The organism is Shewanella maritima, from assembly GCF_004295345.1.
Classification (GTDB): Bacteria; Pseudomonadota; Gammaproteobacteria; order Enterobacterales; family Shewanellaceae; genus Shewanella; species Shewanella maritima.
Genome location: NZ_CP036200.1, coordinates 905924 through 932091, shown reverse-complemented (window position 1 = coordinate 932091; position 26168 = coordinate 905924). Strand labels below are relative to the sequence as shown.

The 26168-nt window shown below is 45.0% G+C and carries 24 protein-coding genes; 11 read left to right on the top strand and 13 right to left on the bottom strand.

Features of this window, described 5'->3' with window-relative positions; all coding sequences use genetic code 11:
• The first annotated feature begins 284 nt into the window (after positions 1–284).
• On the top strand, positions 285–1772 hold the full coding sequence (locus tag EXU30_RS03970) for an HDOD domain-containing protein (protein WP_423213357.1): 1488 nt from the start codon (positions 285–287) through the stop codon (positions 1770–1772).
• 180 nt (positions 1773–1952) lie between these two features.
• Here the strand turns inward: EXU30_RS03970 and EXU30_RS03965 are convergent, their stop codons facing one another.
• The 4 genes from EXU30_RS03965 to EXU30_RS03950 all read right to left on the bottom strand — a co-directional run bounded on the left by EXU30_RS03965 (position 1953) and on the right by EXU30_RS03950 (position 5306).
• Complete coding sequence (locus EXU30_RS03965; RefSeq protein ID WP_130597921.1) at positions 1953–2585, bottom strand: nuclear transport factor 2 family protein; 633 nt, start codon at positions 2583–2585, stop codon at positions 1953–1955.
• A 153-nt stretch (positions 2586–2738) separates the two neighbouring features.
• A complete protein-coding gene (locus tag EXU30_RS03960) occupies positions 2739–3563 on the bottom strand; it encodes a M90 family metallopeptidase (protein ID WP_130597920.1) in 825 nt (274 codons plus the stop codon).
• Positions 3564–4063: 500 nt separating this feature from the next.
• Complete coding sequence (locus tag EXU30_RS03955) at positions 4064–4606, bottom strand: hypothetical protein (protein WP_130597919.1); 543 nt, start codon at positions 4604–4606, stop codon at positions 4064–4066.
• Positions 4566–5306 (bottom strand): division plane positioning ATPase MipZ, encoded by a 741-nt coding sequence (locus tag EXU30_RS03950; protein ID WP_130597918.1) that lies wholly within the window; start codon positions 5304–5306, stop codon positions 4566–4568. Before EXU30_RS03950 ends, EXU30_RS03955 begins: the two co-directional genes overlap by 41 nt.
• A gap of 563 nt (positions 5307–5869) precedes the next feature.
• Here EXU30_RS03950 and EXU30_RS03945 point away from each other — a divergent pair.
• Positions 5870–6082, top strand: a complete 213-nt coding sequence (locus tag EXU30_RS03945) for a DUF3820 family protein (RefSeq protein WP_130597917.1) — start codon at positions 5870–5872, stop codon at positions 6080–6082.
• A gap of 12 nt (positions 6083–6094) precedes the next feature.
• Here EXU30_RS03945 and EXU30_RS03940 read toward each other — a convergent pair whose 3' ends face one another.
• The 4 genes from EXU30_RS03940 to EXU30_RS03925 form a co-directional block, all read right to left on the bottom strand.
• The gene (locus EXU30_RS03940; RefSeq protein ID WP_242620314.1) at positions 6095–6610 is read right to left on the bottom strand and encodes a GNAT family N-acetyltransferase; all 516 of its coding nucleotides are present in this window, start codon (positions 6608–6610) and stop codon (positions 6095–6097) included.
• A 245-nt stretch (positions 6611–6855) separates the two neighbouring features.
• On the bottom strand, positions 6856–7158 hold the full coding sequence (locus tag EXU30_RS03935) for an NrfJ (protein ID WP_130597915.1): 303 nt from the start codon (positions 7156–7158) through the stop codon (positions 6856–6858).
• Positions 7159–7483: 325 nt separating this feature from the next.
• A complete protein-coding gene (locus tag EXU30_RS03930; RefSeq protein WP_130597914.1) occupies positions 7484–9295 on the bottom strand; it encodes a bifunctional metallophosphatase/5'-nucleotidase in 1812 nt (603 codons plus the stop codon).
• A gap of 149 nt (positions 9296–9444) precedes the next feature.
• Positions 9445–10542, bottom strand: a complete 1098-nt coding sequence (locus EXU30_RS03925) for a CNNM domain-containing protein (protein WP_130597913.1) — start codon at positions 10540–10542, stop codon at positions 9445–9447.
• A gap of 230 nt (positions 10543–10772) precedes the next feature.
• On the opposite strand from EXU30_RS03925, the gene rlmN reads away from it, so the two are divergent.
• The 8 genes from rlmN to der all read left to right on the top strand — a co-directional run bounded on the left by rlmN (position 10773) and on the right by der (position 19670).
• Positions 10773–11894, top strand: a complete 1122-nt coding sequence (gene rlmN, locus EXU30_RS03920; protein WP_130597912.1) for a dual-specificity RNA methyltransferase RlmN — start codon at positions 10773–10775, stop codon at positions 11892–11894.
• Positions 11895–11925: 31 nt separating this feature from the next.
• Positions 11926–12711: a type IV pilus biogenesis/stability protein PilW gene (gene pilW, locus EXU30_RS03915; RefSeq protein ID WP_130597911.1), complete on the top strand. Its 786-nt coding sequence runs from the start codon at positions 11926–11928 to the stop codon at positions 12709–12711.
• Entirely contained in the window at positions 12711–13745 is a 1035-nt protein-coding gene (locus EXU30_RS03910) for a RodZ domain-containing protein (RefSeq protein ID WP_130597910.1), read from the top strand. The genes pilW and EXU30_RS03910 overlap by 1 nt, the downstream gene beginning before the upstream one ends.
• A 101-nt stretch (positions 13746–13846) precedes the next feature.
• Positions 13847–14965 (top strand): flavodoxin-dependent (E)-4-hydroxy-3-methylbut-2-enyl-diphosphate synthase, encoded by a 1119-nt coding sequence (gene ispG, locus EXU30_RS03905; protein WP_130597909.1) that lies wholly within the window; start codon positions 13847–13849, stop codon positions 14963–14965.
• A gap of 34 nt (positions 14966–14999) precedes the next feature.
• The gene (hisS, locus tag EXU30_RS03900; RefSeq protein WP_130597908.1) at positions 15000–16274 is read left to right on the top strand and encodes a histidine--tRNA ligase; all 1275 of its coding nucleotides are present in this window, start codon (positions 15000–15002) and stop codon (positions 16272–16274) included.
• A 15-nt stretch (positions 16275–16289) separates the two neighbouring features.
• Positions 16290–16910, top strand: a complete 621-nt coding sequence (locus tag EXU30_RS03895; RefSeq protein ID WP_130597907.1) for a YfgM family protein — start codon at positions 16290–16292, stop codon at positions 16908–16910.
• 11 nt (positions 16911–16921) lie between these two features.
• Positions 16922–18109 carry an outer membrane protein assembly factor BamB gene (gene bamB / locus EXU30_RS03890; protein WP_130597906.1) on the top strand — a complete coding sequence of 396 codons (1188 nt, stop codon included), beginning with the start codon at positions 16922–16924 and terminating at the stop codon, positions 18107–18109.
• Positions 18110–18191: 82 nt separating this feature from the next.
• Positions 18192–19670 (top strand): ribosome biogenesis GTPase Der, encoded by a 1479-nt coding sequence (gene der, locus EXU30_RS03885; RefSeq protein WP_130597905.1) that lies wholly within the window; start codon positions 18192–18194, stop codon positions 19668–19670.
• 107 nt (positions 19671–19777) lie between these two features.
• Here der and EXU30_RS03880 read toward each other — a convergent pair whose 3' ends face one another.
• The 4 genes from EXU30_RS03880 to EXU30_RS03865 all read right to left on the bottom strand — a co-directional run bounded on the left by EXU30_RS03880 (position 19778) and on the right by EXU30_RS03865 (position 24054).
• A complete protein-coding gene (locus EXU30_RS03880) occupies positions 19778–21400 on the bottom strand; it encodes a DUF3300 domain-containing protein (protein ID WP_130597904.1) in 1623 nt (540 codons plus the stop codon).
• A gap of 273 nt (positions 21401–21673) precedes the next feature.
• Positions 21674–23017 (bottom strand): ATP-binding protein, encoded by a 1344-nt coding sequence (locus EXU30_RS03875; RefSeq protein WP_130597903.1) that lies wholly within the window; start codon positions 23015–23017, stop codon positions 21674–21676.
• A 6-nt stretch (positions 23018–23023) separates the two neighbouring features.
• Positions 23024–23698: a response regulator transcription factor gene (locus tag EXU30_RS03870; RefSeq protein ID WP_130597902.1), complete on the bottom strand. Its 675-nt coding sequence runs from the start codon at positions 23696–23698 to the stop codon at positions 23024–23026.
• 2 nt (positions 23699–23700) lie between these two features.
• Complete coding sequence (locus tag EXU30_RS03865) at positions 23701–24054, bottom strand: PepSY domain-containing protein (protein ID WP_242620313.1); 354 nt, start codon at positions 24052–24054, stop codon at positions 23701–23703.
• A gap of 352 nt (positions 24055–24406) precedes the next feature.
• On the opposite strand from EXU30_RS03865, the gene EXU30_RS20350 reads away from it, so the two are divergent.
• On the top strand, positions 24407–25483 hold the full coding sequence (locus EXU30_RS20350; RefSeq protein WP_242620312.1) for a choice-of-anchor H family protein: 1077 nt from the start codon (positions 24407–24409) through the stop codon (positions 25481–25483).
• A 105-nt stretch (positions 25484–25588) separates the two neighbouring features.
• On the opposite strand, the gene EXU30_RS03855 is transcribed toward EXU30_RS20350, so the two are convergent.
• The gene (locus EXU30_RS03855; RefSeq protein WP_130597901.1) at positions 25589–26134 is read right to left on the bottom strand and encodes a histidine phosphatase family protein; all 546 of its coding nucleotides are present in this window, start codon (positions 26132–26134) and stop codon (positions 25589–25591) included.
• Positions 26135–26168: the final 34 nt, after the last annotated feature.

Here is a 26168-nt window from a genome sequence, read left to right as displayed (position 1 = left end):
TTTTATAAATGGTTATGTTCAGAGACTGTTTATAAAAGAGTGAACTAGGTAGTGGTTAGTTTCTTGGTTTGGATCTTTCCTACCCGTGAGGTTTTCAACCACATTGTTTGTGTTGCGGCTCTTAGGAGCCGTTTTTTTCGCCTTTTATTTCTAGTTGGTCACGTTTTAGTTTGTTGAGTTTCGTCCGTTTAGCGTAAGGTCTGCACCAATAAGCAATTTCAACCGCATAGAGTTATGCCTATACTGTTAAAACGCGAGTCAGCTTTTCATGTAAAGGAATGCAATTGAATTCACCGTCTAATTCAAAACAAAATCAAAATCAGCCACGTGGGGCTGATTACTGGACAAAGCGGATCAGCAATCAAGAAATTCCCGCATTATGCTCAACGGTGCGAGAGTTAGAAAAGCTCGCCAAGGATGATGTGTCGTCGCTTGCCAAGCTCGGGCAGAGCGTAATGCACGACAATGCGCTTACCTCGCGCATCTTACGGGTCGCCAATAGCGCGATTTACAACAAAGGTAATAATCAGGTCTCGACGGTAAGCCGCGCAGCTGTAGTGCTTGGCTTTGATACGATTCGCAATATCTGCATTACAGCTAAGATGCTGTCGAGTTTGCTAGAAACCAAAAACCTCACTGAAGATGTGTACCAACGCTTGCTAAAGCTAATGGCGCAATCGTTTCAGGCGGCTATGTTTGCCCGCATGATGCTTGATGATCATGATGAATCCTTGCGTGAGGAAGCCTTTATCGCATCGCTACTGTATCGCATTGGCGAAGTTGGCTTTTGGAGTGTTGGGGATATTCAGTCAGAGCGCTTAGACAAGCAGCTAAAAATGGCGGATGCTGAGTCGGTAAGGGCTACCATCAATGCTGAGCTTGGCACATCGTTCAATCAGTTATCGCAGGGGATTGCTCGTAACTGGGGCTTAGGTGAGCTGTTAGTGAAGTCTCTGACACGCCCTGATGAGCGTACCCCAGAAATACGCAGTATTTACATGGCAGATCAACTCGCTGATGTGATTATGGCTGATCGTTTAGATTTGCCTAAGTTTAAAAAAGTGATGCAGCAGTCGGGTGAGTTGGTTGGTGTATCAAGCGAAGAGTTCGCGCAGAAGGTATTGCAATGTAGCGAGCAAACCCAAAAGCTCGCCCATGCCTACGGTGCTGGGGATTTAGCCGAGTTCTTACCCAATGCGCAGGCTAGAATTGAAGCCTTTGCTGCTGATGATGCTGAGTATTTCCAACAAGGGAATTTGCCTAATCTCACGATTCAATTAGCGCAAATTCGTTTGCTTACCGAAGCCATTATTACTAAAACGGACTTTAATACCGTCACTATGCAGACGCTTGAGGGGATCCTTAATGGCGTTGGTATGGATCGCTGTGGTTTGTTGTTGCTATCACCTAATCGTAAGCAGCTAGAACCAAGAGTTATGTACGGAGAGGATAAGGAACTACTCAAGCGATCATTGGTTATTTTGCTGGATGAAAGCGGCGCGGTGTTCACTCAGTCAGTGAGGTTAAAGCAAGCTCAGCTAGTTGATAAGTTAGCATTAGAGAGCTGCTTAACCTTGTTGCCAGAGGCGGTTGCAGAGTTAATCGACAAGCAAGGTTTCATGATTGCGCCTTTGGTCGTGGAAGATAAAGTACTAGGTGTGTTTTATGCTGACCGCATTGTTAGTCAACAGATGTTAACCGAGCAAGACTTTCAGGGTTTTTGTCATTTAGTGCAACTGGCTGGTTTGAGCTTTGCTACTTCGATGAAGTAACTCTGGTTCTATGAAGTAACTCTGGTTCTATGAGGTGCCTCTGGCTAATCCTAAAGCTGCCATTACTCCTGCCTAAGGCGAATTTGAGACATAAGTTTGAGTTGTAGGTTTGAGGTTTGAATAAGTCCACCAGTTGGTGGACTTATTTTTTGTAGCAGAATTCGTTTTTTTGGGGGGAGCTTACTGCTTTATCAAGCTAGTGATGCGTTTAGCTTTGTCATTAGGGATAGGGAAGCTTAAGTGATATTGCAATACCTTCCAGCCTTGTGGTGTCCATACCATGGCGCCAGTTCCTCTGCTAACACCATAAGACTCGCTGTATAGCTGCTCATCAAATACCACAGTGTCGCCAACCTTGATTAATTTGCGTGATTGCAATTCATAGCGCCAACCTTGGGTCTTTTCGGCGTATTGCCTAAATAGCTTCATGTCCCAACGTTCGGTGGCGTCTGTGCCAATGAATACCGCCTGGTCATGATACAGCGAAAAGTAGAGATGCCAGTCAGCGGTTTCTGCACTCTCATGCAACTGGTTAAGTAGGCTATTAATTAATTGGCGATCTTTTTCATCTAATTGCTGTGGATCGTTAAGCTTTATTGCATCGTTGAGATCTGTGATAACCCCTGCGCTCTCTTTACTGACTTGCTCGCTTTGTGTGTTCAGCTCAGTATCTATAGTAAGGCTAGAGGTTGTGGTTTGCTCTAGCGGTTTGTCGTCGGTTTCTACTTTGGTATCGTTCGCTAGACAGTCGAATGCGGTGACTGTGGTAACTAGCATGGCGATAAGGCCAAGTTTGTTGATGCTAAGTGTCATGTTTATCCTTGAGCGTTGGTTTAACTGTGCTTTGCAGTTGTGAGTTGCTGCTTAGCTATTAACTATTGCTGCGTAGCTAAGTAGGCTTTTGTTAGTTTGTATTGGTACTCTCGTTCCCGCCTACTTGTTTTATTGAGGAGCGAGTTAACTAAATTAGTGCCAGTGTATCGGGTTTAACTGATAGAAACGACTGAGTTCTTGATACAAATCTGGATGTTGTTGGTGAAACTGTTGCGGTTTTTCAAAAAATGTCTCGCTGATCACTGCAAAAAACTCTGCTGGGTTAGTCGCACCATAATAATCAAACAATGAAGGTATATGGTTGCGAGCGCAATGGCGCAGTTGCTCAAATTCGCGACTTAGCACTTGAGTCCAGGTCGGGTAGTCATCAATTTTGCCTAGAAAAGGGGCGCCGTTGGCTGTTCCTGTTTCCTGATCCAATTGGTGGGCAAACTCATGGATCACCACATTGCTGCCATCAAATGGGTCATCTGCACCAGCTTTGGCGCTGTGCCAGGATAAAATGACCTTGCCATTTTCCCAAGACTCACCCAAATGAACCTGGCGTTGACTAGCATGTACACCGTTACCATCGACGCTTTGACTTTGCACAACGAATGCGTGCGGGTAAACCAGTATTTGTTTCAGCTTTGGATAATAATGATTGGGGCGATTAAGTAGCAGCAGGCACGCTTGCGCTGCAATGGTTACTTTTACTTCATCATCAATCTCAAGACCCGCGCAGCCGACGAATTTCTTCTCAGCGACGAACACCTGAATGTGTTTTTTCAGCTGTAATTGCAGGTCGGTTGGCATGGACTGAAAGTAGGGGAAACGGCGTTTAAGGATCTGCCGCCAGGCCTTTGGAAACGGCTGAGCGGTAATTTTCACGCGTCTGCGTTTGGCTCGGCCATTGCTACTGGCAAGATAGTAAATCGCGCCGCTGGCGGCAATGAGTAACACAATGATTGCTAACATAGCTTCTCCCTGTTGTTGATACCAATCAGCACAAGTACTTGAGCATTCTTACTGGCTAAAATCACATATAACTTCGTTAGAAATTTTGAAGCTAGAACAACTAGCTCGCTGCAATTTCTACCTTGTTCTAAGCAATTTTTTCTGCGTAACCTCTGCTCAGTTATTCATCCCGATTGGTATGATTTAGACATGGGGGAGCACCGTGGATTATTCAAGGGGAAATGTTAATCGGTTGTTCGTCAACATATTTAGATGAGGTTAGCTGGCCTGACTTGTTGGGGTGAGTTGTGGGTTAGGTCAATTGATTACGCTGTATCTTTGAATAGCGCCGCTGCGCGGAAAAAAAACGCTAACTAGTCGGCTTGGGTAACTAGTTAGCGTGACTTTGAGGATAGTCCAAATATCCCGAAAATGAGCCCTATGTAGGGAGTGGCATAAGACCCCTTCGGTACCACAACTATGACGCTGATGATTCTCCTATTGACGAATGATGACTGGTATTAATCAATATTTAACGATGCTTCAATTTCTGCTCTTTGCGCTGGCGTCAGTGAAAAGTGATGATCCACTAACTGCCGAATTAACTTAGATTTTGCCGTTTTGCTACTTTGACTGAGGGTGGTTAGCTGGGTAATGGCTAACTCGCTTAATGTAAAGGTGGCACGTTTAAAGGGCTTTTTGTTTACTTTGCTTGCTTTAACGGTTTGCGTTGGCTGCTCTACCATGCGGCTTATCTCAAGCTGCGACAACAGCGCTAACGTTTGTTTATTCAACTGATTTTTAGGTGCTACTTTTGACGGGTGTACCGTCGCCATCAAACGTTTTTCAATGCGTTTGGGATGGCTATCAATTGAGGTGATGTTTGTAGCCTCAATCAACTCATTTGATGTTAGTTCACTACCTTGTTGTTCGTTTGCTTGAAACTCTACGGTTTTACCTGCAGCGTACAAATTAGCCGTTTCGATAAACTCATCGACAGACATCTGTTTTTTAAAAGCGGGTTTACATGACGAAGCGTTTTTCTTGAGATCGGCTAGACCCATAGTTTCCTCCCATGTTGGTGACATTTGCATGCGCGGTGCGAACCAGCTCTTTCGCATTGCTCACCTCAAACAACTCACAGGCAATTTGACGCATTTCATTGGCCGCTTTACCGTTTGGCTCGATTTCAAAAACTGACAAGCCTGACTCTTCACTGTCGTCATAAATGTTGCGGCTATAGTTGACAGCATCAAGCACGTTAATGTCATAGGTTCGGCAAACGTCTTTTGCCTCGATAATGCGGTTAGCTTGATTGGGTAGGCTTGGGCATTGGGTGATCACAAATGAGGCTTTCATTTTGGGGTTTATCATCATGCAAGTGGCAACGATGTCGTCCATGTGGCTAACGGTTTTTAGATCGCGGCGTTTTGGTCTTAGTGGCATTAACGCATGAGAGCACACAGAGAGGCTTGCACGCAGCGCAAGGTTATCCTGGCCTCCACAATCGACAATTACATAGTCGTAGTGCTGTTCAAGACTTAATAAGTCATTGCGAATTTTGCCGTAAAGTTGAACGCAGTTAATTGCGGCGAGGCCTGTATTATTGTTGCGAGCTTGAATCCAGTCTGAGGTGGTGCGCTGGGGATCGCAGTCAACCATAATGACTGAAGCTTTTGCCTCTGTGGTGAGAAATACGGCGATGTTTTGAGCTAGGCAACTTTTACCACTGCCGCCTTTTTCTCCGCCTACTAACAAAATCATAATGCCGTCCTTAAGACTGTAAACTTGTCTGCCCTAAAATTCGTCTAACGTGAAAGCTCATTTGCCATCGTCCACTTAAGCTGTATGCTTGCCGATGAAACTATTACGTAGTATCTATTTACTTAGTTTTCATACATGGTGAAAGCGCTCAAAGTTAAAGCTTAAAAGTCAGCTTGTGATACGTCAATTGGTTGAATTTTGACGATTTTTTCTATTTGTCGTGATGATATTTTATTGACGTGCAACTTAGGTTTGGCGGTTTTTTGACTTTAGTTTGTCGGTTTAGCAGGCGCAAAGTGTGAAGCGCTGGTTGTGACTGGCTTTGCACTAATGTCAAATTTTTGCAGCTCGGGTTTTGTGCGTATATTGTGCGCTAAACTAGTCGCAATGTTATATTTTTAATAACTAAAATGATTGGTTAATTTGCTGGTTAATTTCAATTTGATATAAAAATAAAACGCCGCAAAGTGCTTTTGTTTCAAGCGAACTGCGGTCTTGGCTATTTGACACATGCGGTCTACACATGTTTTTTGAAGAACCAGTTAGGTTTTGGAGAGTAGGTTATGCAGCAGCAACAGCTTATTGAAGCGGTGAATCAGGTGATGCCTTTTGGCAAGTATGCTGGGCGTAAACTATTACAGTTGCCTGAACCCTACTTAGTTTGGTTTCATGCTAACGGTTTCCCTGAAGGGAAACTTGGTGAGCAGTTAGCTTTGATATATGAAGTTAAACTCAATGGGCTGGAGGCAATGTTACAGCCTTTGCTTCGGGACTAGCGTGTAGGGGAATTACAGCCCTTTTTCGACAAAAAAGCCATTGAAGGTGCAGTTTTGCTTGCGCTGAAAACTGGTGTGTAGCGAGTTAAACCCATGTTTTTCAAACAGCGCTTTTGATAGATATGACGCGTCCGCGCTTAGCTTAGCATAACCTATGGTTTCAGCCCATTGTTGAGCCTGATATAGAAGCTGCGATGCTATGCCTTGCCCGGCATACTCAGGTAAAACATAGAGGTGATTTATATAGCCCGCCTGATGGAACCCAACCGCCATATTGATAAACCCTACAACTTGTTGGTTATGAGTTTGCGCAACCCAGGTTATGCCGCAATGCTTGTGTGGTTTATGATTGGATTTATTCATATACGCTTTGCTGCGCAGATGCCAATACTTTGCAGAGCGCGGTGAGCAGCTCCAAGCATTTAGTTTGGCTTTTGAATACCTCGGGTGCTCAATGGCTTGTACAGCTTGGTGAAACACTTGACTGATGGCCTTAGCATGATGTGGTTGGTATCGAACTATCTGCATGGTAATACCAATTAGCATAAGAATGTGATCATTCTTACTGGTTACTTCTTATCGGTAAAAATGGCCTATAACTTCGTTAGAAATTTTGTAGGTAGAACGACTAGCTAGCTGCAATTTCCGCCTTGTTCTAAACGATTTTCCCTGTGTAATATCTGAACACTCATTTATCCCAATTGGTATAATAAGCGCGTATACAAAATAGGCTAATCGTTTGATTAGCCTATTATTCAATCTGAATGTAAGTGTTATTGTTTGTTGATGTGACCAACAAACATAATTTTGTCAAAAGTGCGGTTTAGGCTTGAGCTTTTGAAATCAGTCATCCACATTTGCTCAGACACTTGTACTTTGTCGCCTTTAACAACTTGTACTTGTGGACCTGCAGCCCAGTAAGTTTTTTCTGTGTCTTTAATTTGAACATAGGTGTAGCCGCCACCATTCATAGTGTCTACAACTTCACCTTCATGGATCACACCTTGTGCCCACGCTGAAGAGAAACCTAAAGCCAAAGTTGCTGCAGCGGCAAGTTTAATCAGTTTTGCTTTCATGGAAATGTGTCCTATCTCATCTATTGCGCTAACGATTTACGCGATTAAATATATACGAATCTTCTGTTAAATCGATTGAATTCAGTAACAAACTCGCACATTTAAATGTATTTGATTCTATTTTCTTTCATGCTAGGAGCAGCATGCTGAGTCTAGTTAAGCACGTAAAATCTTGATAGTCATGTAAATCACTAATGTTCTGTGATCCAACACCAATTAACCGACCTCTTGACTCAGGCTTACGCTACTAAAGCGGTTCAAATGTGAGGCGGCTCGATTGTGAGCCGCTAAAATTAAAGTCTGAGTTCGCGATTGGGGAGATGGGCTAATTGTGTCGGGCAAAGTCAACGTTGCGCATGAGTGGCTCAGTGATCTTGTCTGAGTATTGACTGACATAATCCACAAACGCTTCTTGCAGGGTTTGCTGCTGTAACTCTTTTTGCCATTGCGCTTTAAGTAACGGCCCATAGCCTTCTTTTCCTGAGGCAGTGTAGGCGGTTGAAACACCTATGTAGAAGCTATCAAGCTCAAGCGCTTGCCATAGCTTGTTGCGATAAACTAGCACCTCTGATACCCGCTCGCCGGGACGTTTCTTGCCATCGTAGCTAAACCTTAAGCCGTATGGGTAAGGGAAACTGCCGGTGCCTGTTCCTGCAATGCCATTATTGGTCGCAGCGTCAATTGCAGACTCTAGTGCTGTTTTAAGGTGCACGCCTTGAATTTGGTATAACGTCAGCGGCAGCTCAAATGGCAAAATACGCCCAACAACGTCAGCCATAGACAAGCGACCTTTTGTTAAGTTTTGTCTTACGCCGCCAGCATTGTGCAGGGCAAAGTCGAGATCTTGCTCGGTCTTTTTTGCCGCCTTGTACATGCTTCGACTGACCCAAGGTGCTAACTCACTGCCATGAGGGAAGTCTTTGCTTGGCAGACGAGTATGAATAAAGTCGCGAGGAATATAGGCGAGGGTTTCATCTTCTAGCTTATCGAGTGCAGGGCGGTAGTCGCTATGAATCACATCATCTATAGCCTGGTTTGCTGTATCGCCAAGATCTGCCGAGTGGGTTTTCAATGTTTGTTTAATGCGCTCAAGAGTAATCGTGCTTAACGATTGTGGGTCAAGACTACTTGTTTCATCTGAGTTTTCACTTGGCTGCGGCCTAATATCCACCTGTTGAGACAACATAAAGTGATTGCCGCCTTCAAGTGCGATAACTTTACCGTGTTTGTCGAATTCAATTTGTGCAAGCCCTAAGGTCTCGGCATATTTGCCTGCCTGAACGATGGGTGTGTTATTAATCCGCTCGCCATATTCAAGTTTACCCAGTCCTAGCTCGCTAAAATCACCTTGCAGAGAGTGTGAGTGCCCACCAATGATTAAACTAATGCCATCAACTGCTTGAGCAAGCTCACGGTCTTGCTCTAGCCCTAAATGGCTCAGAATCAAAATGTGGTGAATACCTTGAGCTTTTAGCGCTTGTACTGTGCGTCTGGTGCAGTCAATGGCGTGAACAAAGTGCGTGTCAGCGTCGGGTCTCGCGATCAGCTTCATTTGATCTAGGGTGATACCGACAATGGCAATTTTTTGATCGTAAAATGGTTTTAGTAGCACCTTGGCTGTCGCGCTGTCGTTATCATAGTCATACAGCATTGGGTGGCCGCTTAACTTGGCGTCTTTGGTTTTATCTTCCTGACTCAAATCCATATTGCCAGCTAGCAGCGGAAATTCGATGCGATTAAGGAAAGCTTTAACTGGGCTGTTACCTGCATCAATTTCATGATTGCCAAGTACCATAGCATCTGGCTTTAGCAAGTTGAGTAAGTGGGCATTAGCTGCGCCTTTAAATTCACGAAAGTATAAGGTGCCCTGAAAACTGTCGCCGCCGTGTAAGAATAAAAACTCGCTATCACTTTGTAGCGCTTTCGCTCTGGCTTGCTCAATTTGATAGCCTAGACGAGCATAACCGCCGGAAAACGTGGCGACTTGATACTGGGGATGCGATATACCTTGATTGCCGTTTTGGTTTGGGTCTTGGGTGTGCTCTTTGTCTGTGATGGTAAAGCGTACATTACATGGCTCAAAGTTGGAGTGAGTATCGTTAATATGTGCCAGGTGTAAGCGGTAGCTTTGTTGCATATGATGTCCTGCTTGTTGTTTCCTGATCAGGAAAGATGGAAATGAAAAGCGCTACTTAAAGTAGCGCTTTTTCTATTATATCCGAGAATACAGAGTTATATCTGTCAATAGAGAGTTATATCCTATAAATATTGATAGTTCCCTAAGTATTACTGAGCTGGCGGGCTTTGAGTTGCATCTGCATTAGCAAATTCACCGTCATCGGCAGAAAGTACAATGCCTTTGTTCTTCATGCGGCGCTGCCATTGTTCTCGGGCAAGCTGTTGCATGTCGATAGCCGGGTCATTTTGGTCAACGATTTCAAGTCCAAGTAGTGATTCGACGATATCTTCAATGGTGATGATACCTTCGCTTGAGCCGTATTCATCGACAATAATTGCCATTTTAGACTTGCGCTGGGTCATTAGCTGAAACAGTGGTAGTACTTTTGCAGTTTCAGGGATAACCAGTAAGTTCTTTTTGTGAATCCCAATGCTTTCTTGTGGTGTACGAGCGGCGTTTGCCAATATATCGTTACGGTTAATGTAACCCACAATGTTGTCACGGTCGTCATCAGCAAACACAGGTAAACGCGTAAATGGTACGCCAAGATGTTGCTGCAAAAACTCCTGATGAGTGGTACTTGCGGCTAATTTATAAATAACCGTGCGCGGCGTCATAATCGCTTTTACCGGCATATCTTTGACCGACAACATCTGGGTTAAAATGCCCGATTCTTGTTCGTCTAACTCACCAGACTCACGGCCAATTGCAGCCATTGCGCTCATTTCCTGACGAATGTATTGACCTTCATCGCCTTTACCCATCAGCTTGGTCACTTTTTGTGACATCCAGATAAGTGGCATAGTGAGCTTTTCGAGCCACATTAAAATAAATGAAACCATAGGTGCTAGGCGTCGCCAGTAGTTGGCACCTAAGGTTTTAGGAATAATTTCTGAGAAAAACAGGATAAGGAATGTCAGTACGCCCGAAAAAATACCAAGCATTTCATCGCCAAATACCTTTGCTGCCTGAGCACCTGCTACCGCTGCGCCTACAGTATGGGCGACCGTGTTTAAGGTAAGGATAGACACTAGAGGTGACTCAACATTTTCTTTTTGCGCCTCAAGTCGTTTAGCCGCTTTTGGATCGCTACTGGCGAGCGAGGCGATATAACTTGGGGTAACAGACAATAGAACAGCTTCGAATATACTGCACAAAAATGATACGCCGATTGAGACGATCACTATAATGATAAGGGTTATCATATGGGGTTTTTAAAGTCTTTAAGTGGCGCGTTAACATTAACGCCAAGGAATTTTAGCATAGTCTTTGATAAATCCTATCTGTTTATATTTAAAATCAACATTCCAGATGCTGCACATTTAAGCATGGTTATTGTGGCTTAGCTGGCTTACACAAGTGCTGGCTAATAAATGCCATTATCTGTATAATTCGCCGCCCTGTGGCTGTCTTTGGTGTTCGAGGTTAAACAAAAATGAGTGAGAAAAAGATCAATTTATTAGATTTAGATCGTAAGGCGCTACGTGCCTTATTTGTCGAAATGGGCGAAAAGCCGTTTCGCGCTGATCAGCTAATGAAGTGGATTTATCATTTTGGTGTTAGCGACTTCGAAGAAATGAACAACATCAACAAAAAGCTACGTGCTAAATTAGCTGCGCGCTGTGAGATTGTTGCCCCAGAGATTTCGAGCTACCAAAAGTCTTCAGATGGCACTATTAAGTTTGCCATCAATGTGGGTCAAGGTCAGGAAGTTGAAACCGTTTATATTCCTGAAGATGACCGCGCCACCTTATGTGTGTCTTCACAAGTAGGTTGCGCGCTTGAATGCACTTTCTGCTCGACAGCGCAGCAAGGTTTTAACCGTAACCTAACCGTTGGTGAAATTGTTGGTCAAATTTGGCGAGTGTCGCAATTCTTAGGTTTCCAAAAAGAAACTGGTGAGCGCCCAATTACTAACGTAGTAATGATGGGTATGGGTGAACCTCTACTTAACTTGGCTAACGTTATTCCTGCCATTGACATCATGCTTGATGACTTTGGCTTTAGTTTGTCAAAACGTCGCGTGACCTTATCAACCTCAGGTGTCGTGCCAGCGCTTGATAAGTTTGGTGATGCGTTAGATGTTGCCTTAGCGGTAAGTATCCACGCCCCAAATGACGAGTTGCGTGACGTGCTTGTGCCTGTGAATAAGAAGTATCCGTTAGAGGACTTTCTGGCAGCAATTCGCCGCTACCTTGCTAAATCAAATGCTAACCGCGGCAAGGTGACTGTGGAGTATGTGATGCTCGATCATATCAACGACAGCACAGATCAGGCCCATGAACTTGCGAAAGTCATGAAAGATACTCCATGTAAGGTTAACTTAATTCCGTTTAACCCTTATCCTGGCTCTCCATATGGTCGCTCGTCTAACTCACGCATTGACCGTTTCTCGAAAGTGTTGATGGAATATGGGCTAACCGTCATTGTGCGTAAAACGCGTGGTGATGATATTGACGCCGCTTGTGGTCAGCTTGCTGGTGATATTCGTGACCGGACTAAGCGTTTGGCAAAAAAACAAATGCAACAAAATCAGATTTCGGTCACAATGGACTAACTCTTTGTTTGTACGATAAATAGGTTATTCAATGAAGCACGGACTGCCACATCTATTGGGTGTAACGCTACTGTCTTTAACCGTTACTGGTTGCGTAACTGAGCGCACCTATTCTGGCACAGATGTGCCAGTGTCTGAACGAGCAATGGATAAAGAGGCCGCTGCCCGTGAAAGAATGCAGTTAGGATTAACCTATTTACAGCGCGGTAATAGCGAACAAGCCAAGTTTAATCTTGATAAAGCGGTGTCTTACGCGCCGCATTTAAGTGAAGTGCACGTGGCACTAGCTTATTACTATCAAACCGTAGGCGACTTAGTTCGTACTGAAGACGCCTATGAAGATGCGATTAATTCGGGCAATGCCACTGGTGATGCCCGTAATAATTTTGGTGTGTTCTTGTGCCAGCAAGAGAAGTACGAGCGCGCTGAAAAGCAGTTTTTGGCAGCCATTAATATGCCAAAATACACGCGTACCGCCTCAAGTTATGAAAACCTAGGGGTATGTAGCCGCAAAGCAGGTGATAACGCTAAAGCACGTGAGTACTTTGAAATGGCGTTGAAGTACGATCCAAGAAGAACGGCAAGCGTAAATGATTTAATTGAGTTAGCAATGGAAGATGCTGACTATAGTGGTGCTCAGAAATACCTGTCTTATTACCACAAACTATCGGGTGAGACAGCTGAGAGTTTAGCTTTAGGGATAAAGATCGAGCGGGAATTAAATAATATCGAGGCGGCGAAACGCCTGGGTATTTTACTTATTGCCAAGTTCCCACAGTCTAAGCAGGCAAAAGAATACAGAGCTAACATGCACTAATGAATGACCAGAAAGAATTAGAACAAGATCAACAAACTGAATTACTTGAAGAAGTTGCCACCGCGGGCGCCATTTTACGTAATGCGCGTGAAAATAAAGGCTTAAGCATTGATGCGGTAGCAATTGCGCTAAATCTACGTCCTCAAGTACTAGAAAATATTGAGAACGACAACTTTGGTGATGACTCGTCGACTACCTATATGCGTGGTTATATTCGTAACTATGCCAAGCATATTGAAGCTGACCTAGCGGCGATTACCAGCTGTTTAGATCAGCAGTTACCAGAGTCAACCCCGCCAACTATGCAAAGCTTCTCGCGCAAAACTAAACGTCAGGCTCGCGATAGCCAGGTTAAATGGTTTGGTTATGTGATTGCCTTGGTATTACTCGGGTTAATGGTGACCTGGTGGGTGCAAAAAGATGATAAGTTTGCAGTCAATGATTTCTCACAGCCAAGTATTGAAGAGATTGAAGCAGAGAAAACCGCAATTAGGCAGTCGCCAGAGCAAGAACTCGTTGCGCAAATTGTTGCAGAGCAGGCGGATACGCCTGTCGAAGTTGACTCGGGCGACACGCTAGCGATGAGCGCTGAACAAGCTGAGTCAATGCAACTTACTACATCAACAACAGAGCGAGCAGCATCGAGTGCTGAGCCGCTATCAACGTCAAATGACGTTGCCAGTACAGATGCAGCTAGGCGCGATACTGCAAGTCGTGATACTGATGATGCTAACAATGCGGTGGCAGAAGTTACTCAAGCAGCAGTTGTTGACCAAAATGTTGTGGGCGCAGCAAGTATCGGTTTTACACTTACAGGTGACAGTTGGATTAATGTTACCGATGCCAATGGTAAGGTGATTGTGGATGGCGTAAAATCATCGGCTCGTGAGGTTAAGGCAAATGGCGTTAGCCCACTTAAAGTGATTATCGGTGCGCCGCAATTTGTCACAATGACGTTTAATGACCAAGCTGTTGACTTATCTGGATACCGTGAAGGTCAGGTAGCACGACTAACCTTGCCGCAGTCGCGCTAGCGCTCTAGCGTTAACGAATAAGCGCAGTGTTAGCAAACGCAAGCGTGGCCGATAGCTAGCTATACCCAAATACAGAAGTAATCAAATTAGAGCAAATTTGCATGTATAACGAATCTCCTATTATTCGCCGTCCTTCTACTCGTATTTATGTAGGTGACGTACCGATTGGTGATGGTGCGCCGATTGCCGTGCAATCAATGACCAACACCAAAACGACTGATGTGGAAGCCACAGTTGCACAAATTCGTTCATTAGAAAAAGTCGGTGCCGACATTGTACGTGTGTCTGTGCCAACTATGGATGCCGCAGAGGCATTTAAAGTCATTAAGCAGTCTGTTGATGTGCCACTGGTTGCCGATATTCATTTTGATTACCGCATTGCACTTAAAGTTGCTGAATACGGCGTAGATTGCTTGCGCATCAATCCTGGCAACATTGGTAATGAAGAGCGCATTCGCAGCGTAGTAGAATGTGCGCGCGACAAGAATATCCCAATTCGCATTGGTGTAAACGGCGGTTCATTAGAAAAAGACCTAATGGACAAGTACAAAGAGCCGACACCAGAAGCGCTGCTTGAATCAGCGATGCGCCATGTTGATATTCTTGACCGTTTGAACTTCGACCAATTTAAAGTCAGCGTTAAGGCGTCAGATGTGTTTCTAGCTGTTGAGTCATACCGCTTGCTAGCAAAACAAATTCAACAGCCTCTGCATCTAGGTATTACTGAGGCTGGCGGTTTCCGCTCAGGCTCAGTTAAATCAGCAGTTGGCCTAGGCATGCTATTAGCTGAAGGTATTGGTGATACGCTGCGTATTTCACTAGCAGCAGATCCAGTAGAAGAAATTAAAGTCGGTTTTGATATCTTAAAGTCGCTACGCATTCGTAGCCGCGGCATTAACTTTATTGCCTGCCCATCATGCTCGCGCCAAGAGTTTGATGTAATTGGCACTGTTAATGAGTTAGAGCGTCGCCTAGAAGATGTGACCACCGCAATGGATGTATCAATCATTGGCTGTGTGGTTAACGGCCCAGGTGAAGCGCTAGTGTCTGATATCGGCCTAACTGGCGGTCACAATAAGAGTGGTTACTACGATGATGGCGTGCGCCAAAAAGAGCGCTTTGACAACAACAATCTTGTTGATGCGTTAGAGACCAAAATCCGCGCCAAGGTTAGCACTATGGCTAATCGTATTGACGTAACTGACACCACTGAAAAGTAATTTTTAGATAAAAGTAAATTAAGACGAGTTAAACGTGGCAAAACAAATTCAAGCAATTCGCGGAATGAACGACATTCTGCCAAGCCAAAGCCCAATCTGGCAAAAAGTTGAAGCCGTGATCCGCGCTTCAGTTAGCGCCTACGGTTATAGCGAGATCCGCACACCAATCGTTGAGAGCACAGACTTATTTAAACGCTCTATTGGTGAAGTGACCGATATCGTCGAAAAAGAAATGTATACCTTTGCTGACCGTAATGGTGATAGCTTAACGCTGCGCCCTGAAGGTACGGCATCAACAGTGCGTGCCGGTAACGAGCATGGCTTGCTGTATAACCAAGAGCAGCGCCTATGGTACACAGGTCCTATGTTCCGCCACGAGCGTCCGCAAAAAGGCCGTTACCGCCAGTTCCACCAATTTGGTGTTGAAGTGTATGGCATTGCGAGTGCTGACATTGATGCCGAAGTATTAATGCTATCTAACCGTTTGTGGGAAGAGCTAGGCATTAAAGAGCATGTTGAGCTTGAGCTAAATACTCTAGGTGATGCTGAGGAGCGCGCTAAATATCGTGATGCACTGATTGCCTTTTTAGAGCAGCATAAAGACAAGCTTGATGAAGATTCACAGCGCCGCATGTATTCAAATCCGCTACGTGTATTAGATACTAAGAACCCTGAAATTCAGGCAATTCTAGTTGATGCACCTGAATTAATGGACTACCTGGGCGAAGAGTCAAAAGCACACTTTAATACTTTGTGTGAACTATTAGACGCAGTTGGCATCCAATACAAGGTTAATCCTCGTCTGGTACGTGGTTTAGATTACTATAACCGCACTGTGTTTGAGTGGGTCACCACAAGCCTTGGCTCGCAAGGCACGGTACTTGCGGGTGGTCGCTATGATGGTCTAGTAGGCCAACTCGGTGGCAAAGACAGCCCAGCTGTTGGTTTTGCTATGGGCCTAGAGCGCATTGTGTTGCTGCTTGAAACCTTAGAGCTAACCAAAGATATTGCGCCAGAGGTTGATGTATACGTCACCGCAATGGGCGAGCAATGTGTTGCTGAAGCATTTAAGATTGCACAAGAGTTGCGTCAAGCGCATCCAAGCCTTAAAGTCATGTCTCACTGTGGTGGTGGTAACTTTAAGAAACAAATGAAACGTGCCGACAAGAGCGGTGCTAAGTTCGCGCTTATTATTGGCGAGAACGAATTAAATAATAACCAGGTAGCGATTAAACCGCTGCGTGAAAAAACTGAACAACAATTGGTTGCCCGCGAAGCATTGGCAAGCCAAATTGCAGAACTGATTTAGAAAGGGGAAGTTGGCGTGGAAGTCTATAGCACAGAAGAACAACAAGTAGATGCTATTAAGCAGTTCTGGAAAGACAATGGTACTGCGATTATGATCGGCGCAGTAGTCGGCCTAGGTGGCCTATATGGTTGGAACAAATATTCGGAAGTTCAATTAGCATCAGCTGAAAATGCATCAGCAGCGTTCCAAACTATCACAGACAAAGCTGCGCAGCCGCAAGCGGTTATCGACGCTGCGCCTGAGTTTGCAAAAAATCACTCGGAAGCGGGTTACCAAGCACTATTAGACATGATGGTAGCTAAGTCTGCAGTTGAAGTGGGTGACCTTCCTAAAGCTGAGCAAACCTTTAAGCAAATTATTGCCGCTAAGCCTGGTGCCGGTATCGAAAGCGTTGCCACGCTGCGTTTAGCTCGCGTTCAAGCAGAGCAAGGCAACGTAGGTATTGCTTTAGAAACGCTTGAGCAAGTAACTGACGCAGCTTTTGCTGCACAACGTGACGAATTAAAAGGCGATTACTTAGTCCGTCAAGGTGACATTGATAACGCACGTGTTGCTTACCAAGCGGCAATCGACAAGGGCGGTGTTACTTCAAGCCCAGCGTTAACGATGAAACTAGACAACTTAAACAAGGCATAAGGAAAGCGCCGATGAAGTCGTGGTGTAAAAACTTGTTGGCCATTGGCCTTGGGGTGTCACTTATCTCAGCTTGTTCTTCTAACGATGTTGAAGATGAGCCGATTAGTGAACTAACTGAAATTCAAGCAACGGTTTTCCCAGAAGTTAGCTGGCAAACCAGTGTGGGTGATGGGGTAGGTGACTTCTACTCTCAGCTGCGTCCAACAGTGCGCTACGATAAAATCTTTGTTGCTGATCGCTCAGGTGAAGTGGTTGCTTTTGACCAAACGTCTGGCGACAAGCTTTGGAGTGTTAACCTTGAGCGCGAACTAAGCGACCAACTCGCAACCAAAACCAAAGGTGTTCGCATTGCTGCAGGTGTAACCGCGGCGCGTAACAAAGTGTTTGTTGGCGGTGAGTCAGGTTTGCTAGTGGCGCTTGAGCAAGACACAGGTAAAGTTGTTTGGTCAGTTTTTGCAGATGGTGAATTATTGTCTGCGCCAACCGTCGCTGAAGATGTGGTTGCGGTAAGCACGAGTAAAGGCGCCTTTACTGCATACAATGTTGATACAGGTGAGCAGCTGTGGACTAACGAAATGCAACTACCTACGCTAACTTTGCGTGGTACAGGCTCTGCCGCATACGAGGCTGGTGGTTTCTTCCTCGGCACCGCTGATGGCAAGGTCATGGTTGTTGTAAAGAACAATGGTCAAACTGCCTGGGAGCAAACCGTTTACAATCCGAAAGGGGGTAACGAGTTTACGCGTATGGCTGACGTTGATATGACGCCAATCATTTCAGGCGAGAATTTATACGCAGTCAGTTATAATGGCAACTTGGTATCAATGGAGCTGCGTACAGGTCGTGTTGTTTGGACCCGTAAATATTCAAGCTTCAACGAGTTAGCTGAAGCTGGTTTAAACCTGTTCGTGGTTGACGATTTCAGCCGCATTTACGCAGTAGATAAGCGTAATGGTCTGGAGCTATGGAGCAACAGCGAGTTAAAGAATCGCACCTTGACCTCACCAGCAGTCATTGGTCCATATATTGTTGTTGGCGACTTTGAAGGCTACTTGCACTTTATTACCCGTGATACAGGTGAGCTGGCTGGTCGTATCCAAATCGACTCAGACGGTTTATACGCGCAACCATTAGTTTCTGGTGGTAAAATTTACCTACAAGGACGCAGTGGTAAAGTTGCCACGGTTACGCTTCCTTAGGCGTTAAAGAATTTTAAGCTCTAGAGCCCCTGGAAGCTTTCCGGGGGCTTTTTATTGAAAGTTATTTTTTTGAGGCAAAATCATGATCCCTGTAGTGGCCCTTGTGGGGCGACCAAATGTCGGTAAATCGACTTTATTTAATCGTCTTACACGTACTCGTGATGCATTGGTTGCAGACTTTCCGGGGTTAACCCGTGACCGTAAATATGGTCGTGCGTTCCTTGCGGGTTACGAGTTTATCGTTGTTGATACAGGCGGCATCGATGGCACCGAAGAAGGCATTGAAACTAAAATGGCTGAGCAGTCGCTAGCAGCGATTGAAGAAGCCGATGTTGTACTGTTTATGACCGATGCGCGCGCTGGTTTAACCGCAGCTGATCAGGCTATTGCCCAGCATTTACGTAGCCGTGACAAGGTGACCTTTGTGGTTGCAAACAAGGTTGACGGTATTGATGGCGATTCAGCCTGTGCTGAGTTTTGGTCACTTGGCTTAGGTGAAGTTTATCAAATGGCAGCGGCGCAAGGGCGCGGCGTAACCAACATGATTGACTACGCACTAACGCCGTTCGCTGAAGCCATGGGTATCAGCAAGCAAGGTGAAGATGACGAGCAAGAAGAAGTTCGTGAATACACCGAAGAAGAAGCAGAAGCCGAGCAAAATCGCCTGCAAAGCCTGCCTATTAAGCTGGCAATTATCGGTAAGCCAAACGTAGGTAAGTCTACGCTAACTAACCGTATACTCGGTGAGGAGCGCGTCGTGGTATATGATGCGCCAGGTACCACGCGTGACAGTATTTACATCCCAATGGAGCGCGATGGTCGTGAGTATATTCTTATCGACACTGCAGGTGTGCGCCGCCGCTCTAAAGTCCATGAAATGGTTGAGAAGTACTCGGTCATTAAAACCCTAAAAGCGGTTGAAGATTCAAACGTAGTGCTACTGATCATCGATGCCCGTGAAGGTATTGCTGAGCAAGATCTTGGCTTGTTAGGCTTTGCATTAAACGCTGGTCGTGCGCTAGTGATTGCGGTGAATAAGTGGGATGGCATTGATCAGGAAGTGAAAGATCGCGTTAAGAGCGAGCTTGACCGCCGTCTGGGCTTCATCGACTTTGCGCGTGTTCACTTTATTTCGGCACTGCACGGCACAGGTGTTGGTCACTTATATGAATCAATTGAAGAAGCTTATGACAGTGCAACGCGCCGCGTAAGTACCTCAATGTTGACGCGTATTATGCAAATGTCGCAAGACGATCACCAGCCGCCGCTAGTGAACGGTCGCCGCGTTAAGCTTAAGTATGCGCATGCAGGTGGTTACAACCCACCAATCGTGGTAGTACACGGTAACCAGGTTAGTAAACTGCCTGATTCATACAAGCGTTACATGATGAACTACTTCCGCCGCTCGTTAAACGTAGTGGGCACACCAATTCAAATTCGTTTCCACGAAGGTGCAAACCCATTTGAAGGCAAAAAAGAGAAGTTAACTTTAAGCCAGGAACGTCGCCGTAAACGCGCAATGAGTCACTTGCAAAGTCGCAATAAGAAGCAAGCGGACTAGCTCTTAACAGCACGATTGAGCTGCACTACTTGGCGGCAGTTGAACGCTAGAGCAAATACCAAGAGCCTGACATTGATGTCAGGCTCTTTTGCGTTTAGGGCTATCCGCTATTGATTGCGGTTAGCGCGACTTTTGTTGCCTTTGTTACTAGGAGAAGGATTACTTCGTGAAGGACTGCTTCGAGAAGGCTGGCTTCTAGATTGACTGCTGCGATTTGCACTGCTTCGCGAATAGTAGCTTTTTGAGTTAGTGCTATATGAAGACGAGCTGCGTGCTTGTGATTTGTTCATATTGCTACCTCTATAACTGCTTGTTGCTTGCTTTTGTGTCGATGGAGACTTTGCCCTTTGGTTGTATGACTTAGTCTGGCTATTCGACTTCGCGCTGTGCTGGGAATAGCTTGAGTTATTATTGCTGCGATGCAAAGACTGTGAAGAGGCTTGTTTTGCACTCTTGTCATAGCTTTGGCGCGATGTTGTTGACCTTTGCTGTTGCAACTTCTGGGTTAAATTCCGCGCTTTTTGCTCATGACTGCTCTTGTTTCTTGATAACTGTTGGGCGTGGGTCTGCTTGCTATTGCTACTTGGTTTGTACTGCTTATCTCTGTATTGCGTAGAGAGTTGTTTAGTACTCGCCTTGTAGTTAGCTGGTTTATTGGTGACTTTTGCCACGCTTTTTCTATCTAGGCTCGTTCTATCTAGATTCGCTCTATCTAGACCACGATGAACCTTGGTCACTTGCGCTTTGTGATGATTAATTGCCACAGCAGGCTTAGCACGCACATGTGGCTTAGCATAGCTGCCTTGATAACGCTTGCTCACAGAAACTGAGCGGTAGGCGACACCCTTGCGATGCTGCGGTTTATGCCTCCAGCGTTGTGCTCCTGAGCTGTAGGCAATTTTTCTCGCAGGGCGATAGATGTGTGAGTGACGATGGTTAATTACAACTACCCGGCGATAGCTCCAACGAAACGCCGAGAAATAATAGTTAAAACTAATATGAATCCCAGGCCCCCAATAAATTGGCCTATGTGACACATACACAGGCGGCCTCCAGTAAACCGGTGGATGCCAATATACCGGTGGGTAGTGCGCCCAGTACCAGTTACCGTAAACCACGCGGGTGTCATAATACGGTACGTAAACTATCTCTTTTTGTACCGGTTCGATAATGATTTGCTTCTCGGTTTTAGTTACGGTGACATTTTCCATATCATCGAGACTGTTAGCCTGATCTGCTTGATGGCGCAGTGTTTGAATCGCATCTAGTACTCGGCCTTCATCTTGCAAAAAGGCATCGCCGAGGTTTTGCGTCCACTGCAAATCATCACTGAGGCGTTCAAGTACAGTTGGGAAAGCAGCTAATGCCTTAACACTTGGCTCCCAACTTTGTTGCTCAACATCTTGCATTACCCGAGCTGTGTCATCGCTCTGGTTTTTACGCCACCTGTGTGCCTGAACTATCTCTAACGGATAGGTCGAAGCAATGAGGATATGAGTTAATAAGCTGTCAGGGTACAGAGCTATTGGCGCTAAAACCTGCGCTAGTTGCGCATCTGAAAAATGACTATCTTCATCGGCTAACTTATTTGTTTGAGAGCTGCTATTTGTTTGAGAGCTGCTATTAGTTTGAGAGATGGCAGTAGCTTGAGTATAGTCAGATTGCTGAGCCAAGTTTTCATATTGCCCCTGAGTAAGATCCTGCTGCGATGCCTGAGCAATGTTAGCCATTGGCGAGGTTACCCCTATAAGCAAGATGCCTATAAGACTTTTAAAGCGCAGCTTGGTATTCCTTGAATTGAATTTAGCTGTGTTCATCATTTCTCCCGGTCAATAACTGACTTTTATTGATGTTGATAACAGGATATCTGAGTGAAGATGAACATAAGCTGAAAGTGATTTTAGGCAGATTTGCCAATCAAGAGTGCTGTTTGAACAGGGGATTGTTTGAGAAGGGGATTGTTTGAGCAGAGTAGGGTTAGCTCAGCGTATGATTGGTATAGCTTATTGCTGAGGGCTATTTGCCCCAAAGGTAAATGTGAACTTTGCTCCGCCAAGTGTATCAGAGCGAGTGACTGTTAATGCACCTTGATAGCTTTGCACCAAATCTTGGGTAATCGCGAGTCCAATACCATGGCCTTTTTGGTAAGTGTCGGCGCGCACGCCACGTTGAAAAATTAACTGCTGCTGAGACTGGCTAATACCTTGGCCGTCATCTTCAACAATGATGCGACAGTTGTCTTGATCGCCAGCGACCGAGACAATGACCTGAGATTTCGCCGCTTTACAGGCGTTATCTAACACATTGCCGACCATTTCACTAAAATCAGTTTTATCGCCTTTAAACATCACATTCGCAGCGCTGTGATATTGGATATCAATAGCATCAGCAATATGAAGTTTTGCCATAGTGCGCACTAATTTACTCAGCACGTCATCAACATCAAAGCCCACATGCCATGCTTGACCAGCGCCGCTTTGTGCGCGTTTGAGTTGGTAGGCAATAATATTGTTGATGTTAGCAACTTGCTCTTTTGATGATGGCGTTAAATCTGTTTGGCTTTGAATAATCGCTAGCGGCGTTTTTAAGCTATGGGCTAAGTCAGCCAACGCATTGCGGTATCTACTACGTTGATTTTTCTCAGAGGTGAGAAGGGTATTGATTTGTTTAGCCAACACCTTAAGCTCAACTGGATAGCGGCTACTGAGCTGCTGTGTTTGACCTTGCTCTACCTGTTTAATTTCACGCACAAAAGCAGCCATAGGCTTTAGCGTCCACCATAGCCAGCTTAACTGCACTACTAATAGCACTAACATCAAACTGATCAGCCAGCTCCATAGCGTTTGGCTAAACTCGTCAAGCTGTTGTTGATACTCGGTTTGGGTTTTAATGATATGCAGCGTGATAGGGTAAACGTTGCCCGCCTTTTCAAAACTCACGGTAAAGCTGAATATCCAATACGGAATTTCATCAATGTTTAAGGGCGCGAAGGTTTGTTGGCCTGTCTTAGGTGTTGGGTAGTTGGATGGCAGCTTAATGCCGATTGATGAATTTGAGCGCCAGGCTATGGTAGAAGGGTTAATGCCAGTTTGATAGGTAATAACCGCATATAAGCCTGATTGAGTTAGGTTAAATTGATTTTCCATTAAGTGAGGCGGCATTTGCGGCTCACCATTATCCACCTCAGCCACAGCGAGCACAGAGTATACATAAGCCTGCAGTTGCTCTTTGGTTGAGTCCGTTAATTGTTGTTCAAACGCTTTGTGTAAGGCAATACCAATCGTTGGCACCAATACTAATACCAGTAGCAATGCACTAACGATGATCCTTGCCTTTAACGAGCGCATCAAAATTTATTCCACCTTGTTCATGCGATAGCCTTGACCGCGTAGGGTTTCAATCAGTTTGTACTGACCATCTGGGTCAAGTTTTTTACGTAAGCGGCGGATAAAGACTTCAATCACGTTTGAGTCTAAGTCGAAATCTTGATCATAAATATGTTCGATTAACTCTGATTTGGATAGCACTGCTTCTACATGATGCATCATGTATTCAAACAGTTTGTATTCAGAGCTACTTAAATTGATTGTCTGTCCTGCTTTAAACACTTCAAGGCTGCGGGTATTGATGGTAATTGGCCCGTTGCTGACTAACGGGCTGGCTTTACCTGCTGAGCGGCGAATTAACGCGTTGATTCGCGCAACTAGCTCTTCTGGTTGAAAGGGTTTAGTTAAGTAATCATCTGCGCCAGCATCTAGCCCAGTGACCTTGTCTTGCCAGCTATCTCGTGCAGTTAAAATCAACACCGGATAATCAATACCTTGACTGCGCAGCTGGGTAATTAAGCTAATGCCGTCCATTTTAGGCAAGCCTACGTCGATGATTGCGGCATCATATTGGTATTCTTGGGCTTGAAATAACCCATCTTCACCATCGCTGCTCACATCGACCTGATAATTGGCGTCTTGTAAATGTTGCTTCAGGTTAGCTTGTAATGCTTGATCGTCTTCGACAAGTAATAATCTCATTGCTAGTTCCTTCTCACTGCACCCGTTCTGGCATCAACTGTTACGTAAAACACTCGGCCATCACTACTTAGCATCTTCACTTGGTAACTATTGCCAGAGCGATTGCTCTGCACTCTCAGCACCTTGCCTTGATATTGCTGCTGGACTCTGGCGATAGCTTGCTGACTACTTTTGATGGCTAAAGTGGGCTTATTTTTTCTAGGCGTGGAGTTAGGAGAATATTGCTGGGTAATACCTGGAGTGAGAAAGCGTGACTGACTATTGCTTGCACTTAACTTATCCATGTGCGCCTGGCTTAGTGGTGTCACTAGCAATAGGCTCAATAGGCAAGGTTTAACGTGTTTGGCAATTGTCATCTTGGTTACTCATTTCATCGTCGTTTTATCAGTGTAAAAGATTAACCGTATTGAAGAAATAGTGATAAACAGTTAACGCCTTATAAATTCAGTGAGTTAGTTGTAAAGCATGAACTCGGTTGACTATTCACTAGCGCTTACTGTTATTTCTAAGCGATGCCTTTCCTTGGCGATACCTTTCCTTTTGTAAGTTTTACTTTTCTCATTCTCAACACACCATTAGAAAAGGTCAGCATATAGGTCGTAAGATGAACATAAGATGAATGAATAAGGTGCTGTTTTTGTTCAGCTTATGTTCATATTACCTTGGTTTAAATACAGAGACTGCTTAATAAAATTGTCGAGGAAGGTTATGAAAAAGTCTCGTTATCAAGTCAGCAAGCACAAAAAGTATCGTCAGTTAACTTCGCTGCCAATCATGCTTTTGGCTGTGTTTGCCTGGCTAAGTTGTCATGCAGCGTTTGCGCAAACTCAGCAATCAGAGCAGGTTAATAGCGATGATGGCATTACCGCTACTAATGCTGCACCTGCTAAGCAGGTAATTAGTGTTGGCATGCAGCACTCCACGCCCGTTGCGCGCATAGAGTCAAAAGCGTCTGAGATGCAGGCTACAGCGTCAGTAAGCTCGGAAGATGCCGATACGAATATAGAGAAAGATGCTAGTGACGAGTTGCTAGTCCATTTGCAGCACAAGCTGCAGCTAGCGTTACAAAAAAGGTTAGAGCAAAAGCAGGTTGTACAATCAAACCAGCATCAAGTAGACACTCCGTCATATCAGGGCTTACTGCGCGAGTGGATTATTGTGCAAAAGAAAGCACAAAAGAAAGAGCAGGCAAAAGAAGATAGTCAATCTGCTCAATCAGCTGACTTTGCGCAGTCCCAGTCTCTGTTGAGCGTGAAGGTGAGTCAACCCACTGATGCCGCTTTGTATTATGACTTTAGTATTTACGATGCATATAGCCGCTTGTTTGATGACTTCAATTACAACGGTTTTTATCAAACATTTAGCGTGACCTTTGACGCCGATATTCTTGGTCCTACGGGTTATGAAATTGCCAATGTGTACGCTGAAATGTACCTAAGTCGAAACGGTGGGCCGTGGGAGCATTATTACACCACAGATATTTTCACTATTGAAGGTGATAGAACTGACGATGATTATGAAGTGCTTACCACCCTTGCCAGTGGCTACCCCACTGATCACTATGATGTGTTGATTGATTTATATGAGGTTGGCTACAGCGATATTGTCGCAACGATTAGCAGTGAAGATGTCGATAGCCTGTATGCCTTGCCTCTGGAAAGCCGAGATTGGGACTCGGGCAGCAGTGAGGTTGTGATTGTTGAAGAATATTCCGCAGGTAGTTTAGGTGCTTTTGGTTTGTTTGTGATGCTCATTGTCGCAGTTAGGCGTAAAGCGATTCATTGAGAAGCCTTTGGCTAGTATCGAATCGAGTAACCTTTTGTTGGAATAACAAAACAGCCTGACAATAATGCCAGGCTGTTGCTTCATCTGGGAGAGCTTCAAGCTCCATTAGTCCAATATCAGTGTATTTTTACCCCAGTAATTGTTGTCTTTCTCTTTTACCTGCCAACCTTTTCTTGCGAGCTCGCGGCGAATATGAAGGTTCATAAAGCCGTGGCCAAATGCCATTACTTTTTTATGTTGCTTGGCGAGGGCTATCAATTCATCGGCTGCAACTATCGCGCGCTGTTTTGCATCATTATAAGACTCAAAGTTGCCTCTTTTACCCAACATCCACAATGCGCGGTTGAGGTAAACCCAGGTCCAAGCATTTAATGTAAACGGTAGTTTGTAGCGCGGAATGTCCATCTCGCGTAGAGAGGGAAGTTGCTGCTGAGGTGTTTTACCTGAATATATTTCGCTAGAGTGAATAGCTCTTTTTAAGTCGCTTGAGACTAGGTAATGGCTATTATCAAATACTTGATGATTGGCGCGGCTTGTGTAGCACACCTTAGCGTGATGATAGTGCCTAACCCATTGAGTAAAACCGCTGGCGGATACTTTGGGGTTGCCGGCCGTAGTGGGGCGTCCATGACGGATAAGTATAATTTCCATATTGCTTATTATTTGATGAGTTTCTAAGTGATGG